The organism is uncultured Granulicatella sp. (genome assembly GCF_963528195.1).
Lineage (GTDB): Bacteria > Bacillota > Bacilli > Lactobacillales > Aerococcaceae > Granulicatella.
The window spans coordinates 1-13,245 of sequence record NZ_CAURVN010000036.1; the positions used below are offsets into that span (position 1 = coordinate 1).

The following is a 13,245-nucleotide window of genomic DNA, read 5'->3' on the forward strand; positions in this document are numbered from 1 at the left end:
TCGACTTAATCATAACCTGGATTTCTCTTTTTTGCATATAAAAAATCCTGTCGGTAATTTCTCACCAACAGGATTTGTCGAACAACCCAAAAAAAGAGAGCTTTCGCTCTCTTTACTATATCATTCTAACTTAAACCCATTCACCATTTGCATTAACTTTAAATCCATCTGGTGTTGTAGTATTTGTTAATAGCTCTCCTGATGAATTTAAGAAGTACCATTTCCCTCCTACTTGTTGCCAACCTGTTTGCATTGCTCCTGAGTTATTCATGTAGTACCAATAACCACCTACTTTAACCCAACCTGTTGCCATAGCACCTGATCCATCTAAGAAATACCATTTTCCATCATCAAGCAACCAACTTGTTTGCATTGCTCCAGATGAATTTAGATAATACCAACTACCTTTGATAAATTTCCAACCTGTTTGCATTACACCATTTTCATTTAAGTAATACCATGAATCAGTTTGAATCCAACCTGTTAACATTTTACCAGCAGAATCGAAGTAATACCATTTCCCTTCAAATTGATTCCAACCAGCTTTTGCATTATCAGTGCTTAATTGAACTTTTTTACCATTTACTTCAATGATTCCTTGTTTTAAGGTTCCATCTTCATTGATGAAATATGCTTTTTCACCTTCAGTAATTAAGCCTTTTTTACTCTCTCCTTCTTTAGTAATGTAGTAATATTTACCATTATCTTTAATTAAACCTGTTTTATTTGTACCATCTGCTGTAAAGAAATACCATTTCTCATTTACTTTTTTCAATCCAATTTCTTGAATACCATCTTTTAAATAGTATTTCTTCGTTCCATCTGTGAAAACTCCTGAATATTTTGTTCCATCTTTTGTTAGATAGTAATCTTTATCATTGATTTTTTGCCAACCTAATTGCTGAACTCCCTCTTTATCAAAATAGTATCTTGTTTCTTTTGATTCTAACAAACCAACTTTAACAGATCCATCCCAATCAACTAAATAGTTTTTTCCATCTATTTCAACCCAGCCATAAGCTCTAACACCATTAACTTTTAAATACTTCTTACCTTCTTCAATTTTCCATTCAACACTTTTAGTTACAACTTTTGCTGGTTTATTAGCATCTGTAGTTGCTGAATTTGCTTTTCCTGAATTTGTAGCTGTTCCAGTTGCTGTACTTGAATTAGAAGCTCTTCCTGTTGCTGAACTTGTTCCAGAAGCACTATTGGTTCCTGCTGAACTATTAGCTGTTGTAGTCGAATTTGATCCTGTATTAGAACCTGACGTTGTTGCATTTGTGCCTGATGTTGCAGCTGTTGAATTACCTGATGTATGTGATGCTGTATCGGCAAATATTGTTTGTGATAAAGCTAATGTTCCAACTAACGTGAATGTTGCTAAAGATGTTAACATAATTTTCTTACTTCTCATGATTTCCACTCCATTCTTATTTTTAACTAATTTAATAATAGGGTCAAAACTAATGATTGTCAATTATTTTTATGTACAAAAAAAGAGAGCTTGCGCTCTCTTTTCGTAAGTTAATTTTAAAAATTAAACCCATTCACCGTTTTCGTTAACGTTGTATCCGTCAACTGTAGTATTTACTGATAATGCACCTGATGCATCAACGTGGTACCATTTTCCACCAACTTCGAACCATTGGTTAGCTTTCATAGCACCTGAAGCTTCTAAGTAGTACCAAGTTCCGTTATCTTGTAACCAACCAGTTTGCATTGCACCTGATCCGTTTAGGTAGTACCAAGTTCCTTCTACTTGTACCCACCATTTTTTCATAACGCCATCTTGTCCTAAGTAGTACCATGAACCGTTGTCATTTACCCAACCAGTAGCTTTAGTACCTTCTGAATCTTTTAAGAATACCCAGTTACCAGCTTTATCTTGGTTCCAACCAAATTTAGTTACATATGTTTCAGTTGGTTCAGCTACAGCTAATACATCAGATAATACAAATTCAACACCTTGAGCTTTGTATACTTCTTGAGCTTCTTTTAATTTTTCATTGTATTGTTCTTCAATTTCTTTTCTGAATGAAGTAGATAAAATACGTTGATCAGAAGCTTTATCTAATTCAGCATATCTTAATTCTTTTAATTTTACTAATTCAGATACTAAAACGCCACGAACTTCTCCAGTATTTGCTTCGCCGTCATTTTCATTACCAACAACCACTTGTAATTGTTTGATTGCTTTTTTCAATGACTCAACTCTATCTTCACCATTTTGGATAGCAACTTTTAAGTCTTTAATATCTTTAGCTGCTTTTTCAACTGCATGGTCAGCTAAAGTTTTAACTTCTTTTGCTTTATCAACTTTACGTTCAAAGTCAATATGGTCTACTTCATAAGCTTTTAACTCTTCTACAGGAGCACCAGAAACTGGTTTATTATCTCTGTGATTTTGTAAAGCTTTTTCAGCGTCTGCTAAAGCATTTTTTGCTGCTAGTTGTTGAGCTTTTAATTGTTCTAATACTGGTACACTTTGTGCTAAGTCGTTTTTATCATAAGCTAATCTTTCTTCAACAGTAGTTAATACAGCAGTTAATTTATCTTTTTGAACTGATGCATCATATTGTGTATTGATAGCTTCTGCAACTTTTTGAACTGCTTCATCATAAGCTTTTTGTGCTTTTTCAAAAACTGAATTAGCATTAGCTTCGTCAGATTTTGCAATTGTTAATTGAGTATTTGCTTGACGTAACTCAACTGCAACTTTTTGGCGAGCTGCGTATTTTTCAGCAGCTGCAGCTAAGTCCGCTGGAGTTTCAGCTTTTTCAATTGAGTATGCATCTGGTAATTTACGTTCGCTGTATAAAGGCTCACCAAATTTACCATATTCTTCAGCAGTTGCTGTAGTGTAAGCAGCGAATAATGATAAAGCTGCTACGCTTGATAATAATAATTTTTTCTTCATAATATTATACCTCTCTTTATTTTTTTTTGGTTTTTATATTATAAGTTTATGCTACCTCACTGATTGTTCATTGTCAAGCTATTTTACGAAAAAAGTTGTTAATTTCACTTTTTAGGTTATGGTTATGATGGTAATAAGTTCATAACTTGTCATATCAACCTGTGTATTCACAATACTTACAATATTGTTCTTTCAAACAAAGATATAATAACACTTATCTATAACTTGTGCAAGTAATGTTATATTACGGTTTTTTTACAAATGTTTTGTTCATTTGTTACAAATAGATAATATAACTTATCCTAAATTAATAATTGATTTTCTATTTTTGTATATTTTATTTTGTGTAATTTAATGTATCTTATTGAATCCAGCTATTTATCTAATCAAGAATTAAATCTATCCAGAATCCTAAAACTTTCATTTATAATAGTACTTTTTATACCAAGATATAAACGTTTATCACCAATAATATAAAATTCTTCTTTTGCTCTAGTAGCTGCTACGTTCAAAATATTGGGGTTCACTGAACCCACAGCCCAATGTGCAGCTCCTTGACTTCTTTCATCACATCCTAAAACAAAAAATACAATTGGAGCTTCTCTTCCTTGGAAAGTATGGACAGTACCAATATTCGTAACTTTCCCTTTTTCATCATATCGTGTAAATCCGATTTTCTTAAGTTCTTGTGATAAACAATAAGCAACATTTTTAAATGGAGTAATGACATATATAGTATCTTTTTTTGTTTTATCATTTATGTCTGGATTCTGCTCCATTAATTCTGAAATTTTATTTTTTAAAAATTCTCCTTGTTCTTTAACATATTTATCTATCGCATTTCCTGATATATCAAACCAAAATGCTTTACCTGGAGTGTCTATACTTTGCACCATATTTCTACCATATGATATAGCATTTGAAATATTAAACATTGGATTTCTACATCTTCTATGTACCCAAAGTGGAATCCCAATCCATTTACCATCATTACAAAAACCATATCTACTAATATCGTCCACTAAAGTTTGAGTAGAAGCTTCATCAGATAGATATTCCTTGGAAACACCATAATGTTCACCTAACATACCGAGAATGGAAGAATCTAATGTAAGCACTGGTTTTATTTGAGCTGGATCACCTACAACCATAACTTGTTTACTTCGAAATATTGCACCTACACTCGATTGTGGTAATGCTTGACCAGCTTCATCAACAAATAAATATCCTATTGTATTTTCACTTAAATTTTTACACATTGTATGAACACTGGCAAACGTAGTACTAATAACCGGTATTACCATATTCATCCAATTCCATGCTTCTTCTATCATTTCCTTATTATCAAGGTATTCTTTTTGTTTATTCCATATAATTATTGCTGCTTGTATACTTTTAATATTTTCATATAAAAACTGTTTTCTAAGTTTTAATGCAACAATAAACAATCTTGATTGAAGGCATCTATATTCTTTCTCAAACCACGGATTATCCATTTGAAGTACATTATAATCTGCATTCATATCTAACACTTTTACTGATGCAGCATTTATCTCTTTAGTCAACAATTGAATACTCTCATCTATTTCTTTAATTTTGCCTAACCCTTCTTCAACTATTTGTTGATTCTCTTTCCTCTTTTGATAAATTTTATTTTCATATTCTTTCTCTTTTTTTAGAATAGTGTTTATTTCATCTTCAAGACTATGTTTATACTTATTTAATTCTCTATTTTCATCAATAATTTGAATAAGTGCTTCTGAGAAACTTCTCATTCTCTCCTTATAGTCTTGTTTTATTTTTTTAGCAGAAAAGAACCATGGTTTTTGTAGCTTCAACGCATTAATAGATGAATTTATTTGATTCTGTTCAGTTAAGTTATTAATTATTTTTTCATCAGTATTCCCAATTTCTTCTTCAATCTCAACTTTTCTTATATTTGATTGTTGTTGATACTCTATATATTCTATTTCAATAATGCTCAACTCTTTTTTCAATTCTTCTTTCTGCTGTTGGCAATGGTAAACAGAGTAATCATAATCCTCTTTTGACTTTTTTAATTGTAGATATTTTTCGCAAAAAAATTGTTTTTCTTGTTTAAATTTAAGAAGATTTTCATACTGTATTTTAAAGTCATTGTAGACATCCTTATTAGATACATAATTATTTTTTAAATCATGAATAACCTCTTCTAATGAAGTAAGGATATTATTCATATTATTCTTTTTACCGCCTTCCAAAGAAAACAATCCCCAGAACTTTTCTTCTTTTTCACTCTGATTCTTATCCACTGAAATATTAGAATTTGAAATATTCCAAAAATAATCTGCATTTCTCAATTCTTCAATAAACATTTCATCAATTCCACTTATTAAAGGTAATTCATTAACAATATTCTGAACTGCTCCATTATTTGAACTCGCAACAAGAATCCCTTTATCAGCTATTGATTTTGGCATTTTACCAATCCCAGTGTTTTCAAGGCAGGATACTTTGTCTTTAATTTCCTTTGACTTCAATCCTATAATTTCATTTGCTTGGTCTACAACAAGTTGAGCGAATATATCTTTTAGCAAAGTTGTTTTTCCTGTACCAGGTGGACCATTTACGCTACGGATTTTCTCATTATCATATCCAATTGCTAAATTTACAGCAACTTGTTGCATAAAAGAAAGAGCATAGTTAGGATTACTAGGGAATCTAGCGATAGGATAATTTTTAGGTTGTAAAATATCCCAAAATATATCTGGATTAAAAGAATCTCTATCCTTTCTGCTATCAAGATTAATTCTATCTTTTTTTATCCCTAATAAATATTGATCAAGATTTTCAGTTGTTATACTTTTCGCCTTTTCTAAATCATTCATAAAAAAAGAATGTAAATTTATTGCATCTGCCTCTAAATTAGTTAATACTTTCATTCTACAATTTCTAAGATTAAGTGAATATTTCTGTAGTAACTTTCTAAAGGCATCATTAAAAAACTCGACATAGTTTTTATCACCAGAGTAATTAAATAATTCTTTAATATAATTCTTATTTTCTTCTTCATATTCCAAAAATTCATTTTCTTTAGGTATACGTTTATTTTTCAAAATATAGTTACTTGCTGTAAAAAAAGTCATACTATCAACTAATTGGAGTTCTTTATCAAAATAAAGAGCAAATGAGAATTTTTCTCCAACATTTACCTCTTCTTCCAACTTTTGAAGATTAAATTTTTCTCTCAGCAACGAAATAATCACTTCAAATTTAAAAATATCAAGGTATAATACTATTCCGCCTTTTTGATAATTCTTCAGCCCCTTCTTTGATATTGCATCAGAAAATAGAGAATAAAAATTATTATCTTTGGGAAACTCGATCATCTGTATATTGTTATCTTTTAACCTAATATCACCTTCTGACAAATGTTCGACCATTATCCATGCTTCTAAGATATTTTCTTTCGTATTCATTTCTTTCTCCATTTCTTTTGATTCCAATTCACCTTTATTAGACATCTTCAATCTTTTCTCTTTCTATGTCTAAAGGAATTTCGTATAAATTATTTCGCTTAAGTATACCTATTGCTCAATTTAATTTAGAATATCTAATGATTATATCTTTTTATTTTGCTTCATTTTGTAAATTAATCTTAAAGTAACTATTTTTATGTTTCATTATGTGGTTGATAATTATTTTTCATCTGTTAACCCGAATACATTTCGTGTATAATTGTCCACAAGAAAAATCCTCCTTTGATTTTTGTTGTTCGATTGTTCGACTTAATCATAACTCGAATTTCTCTTTTTTGCATGTAAAAAATCCTGTCGGTGATTTCTCAGCAACAGGATTTGTAGAACAACCTATTTTTGTCATGATTAATTTGGTTTTAGTGTATCATATTGGCTTTTTTATTACATTTATTTTTTCTAGCTTAATTTAAAGTCGGCGTAGCAAGAGAACAGAAAATACCCTAGTAAACTAGGAGTATTATTGTGATGTAGACAATTACACTTTTCAACTATAATATATCAATCCTCTAAAAGATTGATACTTATCAATACTGCCTCACCAGTATTTATTTAGTTATTGATTTAATATTTTCTAAAATAATATCTTTAACAATTTTCAAATCCGCTTCAATTTTCTTCATATCCGTTTTTATATAATTAATCAACTCTTTACTAGATACATGTTTTTTTATATGAGCATAATCATAATAATCTTTTTTACCATATGTTTTCCATTTTTTTATTGGAGATGACTTTTCTAAAATTGGATTATCCTCTAGATTGAAATTATACAAACAAGTTTTCTCTTTTATACTATCACATATTTTTTCTAAATCACTTAATTTTGCTTTATCTTCAAGAGAAAAATTAACCTTATGTCTATACTGGTTTCCTTGTATCTGAATATCAAATGATGACGTAGTACCATCGATAGGAAGATAAATGCCAAAATGATGAGCTCCTCTTATCCTACCAGAGTATGTTTTATATCCTAAATCAGAAATCTTATTTTCTAAATTCGCATAATGAATTTTCTCGATAACCGACCTTAATCTCATACCTTCAAGTACTTTATTATTACACTCTTCTAAAAAGTATGATTCGCCATAACTTATCTTTTCAATAAACTCTTTCATATTCTTCATATATTCAACATAATCTATTAAGTATAATCTAAAAGTCTCATCTACTTTATCAAGTAAATCACTATAATACTCAATTAGCTCACCATAACTTCTTCTAAACCAACTATCAGGTAGTTCAAATTCAGGTTTAATTAAACTAAGAAGTATCCCTTTAGCATTAGAATTTTTTTCAGAATATCGTAATAATTGATCTTTATGAGGTAAAGACTTAACCTTATTTTCTATAAAAATAACATGAGTCTTTCTATCCTCATCAATAATTTCGATGGTTAAATCAATCGAATTTTTTTCTCTATAAACCTTCAAATCTGTATATTTTTTATTAATATCAATAGCATTACAAAAAAACTTATGATTAATAAATTCAGACTTCTCCAGAACAACTGCAAATAGATTGCTGTGATATAATTCTAAATTACTTAGTGACAGTTGATAATTCAATGTATTCTCTATTTTATTCCTAAGATTTAGTAACTCAATATATTTTTCCATTTCATAATTCCTTTACTATGATAATTAATGTAATTTACTTGTTTTTAGAGAATGTGCAATATTTCGTATAAACTAAAAAAAGAAGCCACTAGTTGTATAATTAATCTACCAAATAAATTAACAAAAGACTGACTTCTAAAATGGATTGTAACACAGAATTGACAAAAAGACTATTACAAGGCGACAACAATCATTTATGCTGTGACCTTTTTTCGAACTAAAACAGCGATTTTATAATTTTTGAAAGTAAAAAATGTTTTCAAAATCAGAAAGTGTTTTGCACCCCAAAAGTTAGACATAAAAAATCTAACTTTTGGGGTGCTGTATACTTTTTTATTGGGCAATTTTTATTTTCATACTATCTCTAAAGTATTGATTTTATTAGGGTACTTAGAAAGCGAAATTAATTCAAAGTCTTAATTAACAACCATTTATATTCATTCACTATATTAACGAATAATCAATTTCCTAACAAGAATTGAATATTTTCTGATCTTAAATTAAAAAATCTAAAGATTGTATTTATTTTCCCTCTTAATAAAGGCATCTTTCCCACCTTCCAAAATATCACATACATGTTCTCTAATACTATATTTTTGAAGTATAAATTCTAATTTAGGATTGTTACTACAATTCTCTAAAGCACCATTTATATATTCAAACTTTTCTCCATTTTGATTTGGAGAGTTGTCAGAATGCTGATTTGCTACGATAATATTTTCTGAATCAGCAGAAACAACTATATTCGGATTATGCGTAACGATTATTATTTGTCGTTTTAATTTAGTCTTTTTGATATATTTCGTTAACTCATTATAAATTGCCCTATTATCCAAGCTATCTTCAGGTTGGTCAATTAACACAGGAATTTTACTATCTGAAAATTCTAATATCAACTTTAATACAATGAACGCCTTTTTCCCAGGTGACATTTTTTCAAAATTATCACCCTGATATTCTATTTCAAAACTATATTCATAAAAATTAGTTGTAAAGAAATGCTCAATATGACTAATTTTATCTTTATTTCCATTAAATGTAAGATTATCCTCATCAAATATTGATTCAATAACTTCATCAAATGAATTTGTCATTTTTTCAATAAAATCTTGCTTCGAACGACCTCGAGCATTAACATAATCAAATTCAGCATCTAAATCAATTAAACTAAACTTAACTGTAATCTTTAAGTTATCTCCATTATCATCTTCAATCTTAAAATTATTCAACAATTCATTTCTAAAATTAGTATATTCCTTATATTTTAAAATAATTTCTTTTTGAATTTCTCTTTTTTCTTTTCCAAATTGCTCCTTTTGTTTTTCATATTTTGCAATTTCAACTAAAACATCAACCTCATTTTTGATTAGAGAATTTAATCTTACTATCTCTGAATTATTTTTCATTGCCTCAACACATTTCATGTATGTATCATCATTTTTTATATTAGCAATTTTATTTTCACTATCTTTTATTAAAGCTTCTTTTTCTAACTTTATCACCTTAATTTCATGTTCTTGCTTTTCTCTAACAAAATCATGCAATTGAGCTGTAATTTGTTCAATTTTAACCCTTAAATCTGTTGAGGGAGAAATTGTTCTGTCAAAGCTTTTAATTTCAAATTTGATTGGAGGAATTGTTAATATATATTGCAAATCACTTTCATAAATATTTTTTTGTGAGTTCAATGACTGTAATGTTTTAGTTTGAATTTTGAATTTATCTCTATCTTGTTCACTTATCTTGCTATCATCTAATAATTCTTGTTTCTTAGATTCATATATTTTTATTCGATTTTCAGTAGCTTGTTTTTCTGACTCTGGCTTTATTAGTTCATTAATATTCTTTTCATTCTCTTTATACCTATCAAGTAAGGATCTAATTTCACGATTTAAAATAGTACATTTTCGCTCATATACCTTCAACACAGAAATCATTGCTTTGGACTGGATAATATTTTCTACCAATTCATTAAGTTTTTTATTATTTCTGGCTAAAGTAAACATATGCTCTTGAGGAACATACTCTATTTTTCTGGAATTATCTTCTTTACCATCTTTCCAAACAATATGAAAATCGTCCATATTTTCAAAAAAATATACATCATTCATCTCATTGCCAAGCTTTTTAGCTATAGAATTTAATAGGGTTGATTTACCAGCTGACCTCCCACCTATGATAGTATTCAAATTTTCAGATAAATAGATATCTTTTCCACTAAATTGAAGTTTATCAATAACTAACTCTTCTTTCTCAACAGTTGGTTTTTCTTTATCTACACTAATACGATACTCTGGTTCATACTTTATTTGTGTCAAACCATCGAAAGTTAAATCCGCCTTTACCCAAGAATATTTACTTCCTATTTGCTCCAATGAATGTGCATCTGAAGATTGAATTAAAGGCCTCACATATCTTGATTTTTCAAGCCAATATTCTCTATCTAAAATAATATTATTGTGGCTACATCTTTTATCTTTACATGTCTCTGGATTATTACAACTTGAATGTATTAAAAAATCCGAATTAACACAGATATTTTCATATACTGCACGATTTTTAGGGTCAGAATCACTAGTAGCACTACCGTGACCTCTGGAAAGAAAACCTTTCAAAAATCGTCCATTTAATTCTTTATCATTATTTAACACTGTCAGTAATTGACTTAAATCTATATTTGCAAAATTTTCAATTTCATCATTTGTTAAATTATTAAACGATTTATCTGTACTACCAATATTAGCCTTCAATTGTCCTAACAGATTTTTGATAACATTATCATTCAACTTATTATCAAAAATTATATGATAATCAAAAAGCTGATCAGATTTATTTATATTAGAAAGCCTAATTTCTAGATTTAAAAAAGTTGTAATACCTTCTTGATTCATTCTGTCTTTTAACTTAAAATCAGCATCCGTAAAGTTAAAATAATTAGTCAAACCAACAGCGGATATTTCTTCATCCTTTATTCTTTGGATAAATTTTTCTATATCAACATTTCCTTTACCATCATTTAATCCAAAATTATTATTTAGCACTGTATAAGGAGAATGAATGTGTAAATCCCATTTCCTAAACTCTGAACCTCTTTGAATCATTAAACACAAACCTTTCTATATTAAATTATGTTTTATACACTCTATAATCACTCAAATTTACTAATTTTCAGACACTATATTTTCAGTTCGATTTCTCTTTTTTCAAGATTCGATATCTTATACATCACCTAGTATAGCAAAGTTTATATAATTATTAATTACATCATCATAATTTTTTTTGCTACAAATTATTAGCTTTTCAAAATATCAGTAACGATGACTACTAATACAATCCTATACTGATATTTCTGGTAGTTTCTTATTAAATAATCTCGTAATTTATTAAGTTATACTCAACAATTCAATAAATTATCAATATTTTAAATAAACACTCAGCAAAGTATCTACAATATTATATTACTTAAAAACAAAATTAATAGTTACTTAAAAGATAAGAAAGAAGTAATTTCTGTATGTATATTAACACAAATTTTCAAAATAATTATTACGAGATAATGCTTTTTAACTCATCCCAACAGTTATATTTTCCCTATCTAATTTTTTGAATCTTTTTCATTATTAAATAAAGCTCAATTCATGGACTCATTCTTTGACAAAGAAAAATATCAACGCAATAATAATTGCAAATCCCATCGTTTCGTTTGATATATTTACGTTCCATTTCCACCCCTCACTGAGAAATCGAATAGTAAGTATAATAAATAATAATATGAATGAACTAACCCTAACCAATTGAATTATTGCTCGACTTTTACTTTTTTCCATTCCATTTTCCCCCTTATTTTCTCTTTGATTATCTATATATTTTTTAAAATCAAATGTTCCTTCTTTCATGTTTTTATATTCTTCATAAGCTTTTTCATAAGATTCTTTCATGTATTTTGTTTCATCAATTCTTCTTCTCAAAAGTTTTGCTTTCAAGTTTTCATTAACTTCCCAATTATGTTTTAATAGACATCTGATAAAAATACGAATGACTTCTTGCTCCTCATCTTCCAATAAATATTCGACTTTTTTACATTGTTTTTTCTTTTCTCTCAGATAATCACAAAAATCTATTACTAGATTCGTAAACCAAAAGAAGGAATACATTTTAACTTTTGCACCATCTACTTTTCCATATCTTAATGCCGTTCTTAGCAACTGCACTCCTTCCATTGTGATTTTTTCTGAACCAGCTGCTTTAAACAATGTTTTTCTCCACTCTGATTCTAAATCTAATGAACGTCTATATGCTGTTGATAAGGCAATAAATGCTACTATCCCAGAAATAATCGCTGCAGGAAGTTGTCCATTTAAAAATTCAATAACACTCAATCTTTCACACCTCTTTTTATTAATATTTTAGTATAATCCAATACTAATAATATGTAAAAAAATGAGCATTCCGTAAACCTAAATTTGAATTGATATGTATCTCATAATCTTCTTATAAAATATAATTAAAAGAATTAAACTATAAATTTAAGAATGCGCCTCTAAAAACACACAAAAAGGACAGACGTAATAAAATGACTATCCTTTGTGTTACTTCTATTCAATTATATCTTAACTCTGCGATTTCTCCATTAAGTCAATTTGTACTTCTGTATAATCCTACACTTATTGTAGTTCTGTATTTAAATCTTCATCATTTTAGTATCAAGATAGTTCTGATTAATACTTCTATTCGTTAGCACTCATATACTCGTCTAATTCAATAACAGAGATACTTAATCGTTTTGCACCTTCTTCTTTCGAAAGTAGTCCATCTTTAATCAAACTGATAATCATCATTTTCTTTCCGTGTTCGATACCGTGTGCTTTACCTTCCTCAATCCCCTCTGCTCGGCCTTCTGTTCTACCTTCTTCTTTACCTTTCGCTATTCCTTCCATTCTTGCATCTTTCTTTTCTTTTTCTATAGTTGCTAAAAAACTTGAATAGGCTTGGAGATATCGCGTTCTTTCATCATACATTTTTCGTTCCTCCTTTGTCCAGTCTACTCGGCTCACAATTCGATCCGCTTGTTTTAATATTTTTTCAGGGCTTTGTGTGTAGGGTTGATTTCCAAAAAATTCAATCCATCTTATTTTATTGTATTCTTGTATCTTATCTTTATTATACTTCTCTAATTCTAAAAATGCCATTA

5 protein-coding genes and 2 pseudogenes are annotated in these 13,245 nt (G+C 28.7%); all 7 read right to left on the reverse strand.

The features are described from left to right. Nucleotides 1-130 precede the first annotated feature (130 nt). Nucleotides 131-1,417 carry a nucleoside triphosphate hydrolase gene (locus RWR88_RS07260; RefSeq protein WP_314451468.1) on the reverse strand — a complete coding sequence of 429 codons (1,287 nt, stop codon included), beginning with the start codon at nt 1,415-1,417 and terminating at the stop codon, nt 131-133. A 123-nt stretch (nt 1,418-1,540) separates the two neighbouring features. Beyond that, nucleotides 1,541-1,879: pseudogene (locus tag RWR88_RS07265) on the reverse strand (alpha-2-macroglobulin); the annotation flags it as partial. Between the two features lie 1,427 nt (nt 1,880-3,306). Further along, nucleotides 3,307-6,423 carry an AAA domain-containing protein gene (locus RWR88_RS07270; RefSeq protein WP_314451470.1) on the reverse strand — a complete coding sequence of 1,039 codons (3,117 nt, stop codon included), beginning with the start codon at nt 6,421-6,423 and terminating at the stop codon, nt 3,307-3,309. Between the two features lie 560 nt (nt 6,424-6,983). After that, nucleotides 6,984-8,054 carry a PD-(D/E)XK nuclease family protein gene (locus RWR88_RS07275; RefSeq protein ID WP_314451471.1) on the reverse strand — a complete coding sequence of 357 codons (1,071 nt, stop codon included), beginning with the start codon at nt 8,052-8,054 and terminating at the stop codon, nt 6,984-6,986. A gap of 509 nt (nt 8,055-8,563) precedes the next feature. After that, nucleotides 8,564-11,155 (reverse strand): TrlF family AAA-like ATPase, encoded by a 2,592-nt coding sequence (locus RWR88_RS07280; RefSeq protein ID WP_314451472.1) that lies wholly within the window; start codon nt 11,153-11,155, stop codon nt 8,564-8,566. A gap of 543 nt (nt 11,156-11,698) precedes the next feature. Then, entirely contained in the window at nt 11,699-12,433 is a 735-nt protein-coding gene (locus RWR88_RS07285) for a hypothetical protein (protein ID WP_314451474.1), read from the reverse strand. 348 nt (nt 12,434-12,781) lie between these two features. Continuing rightward, nucleotides 12,782-13,245, reverse strand: a pseudogene (locus RWR88_RS07290) (hypothetical protein); the annotation flags it as partial.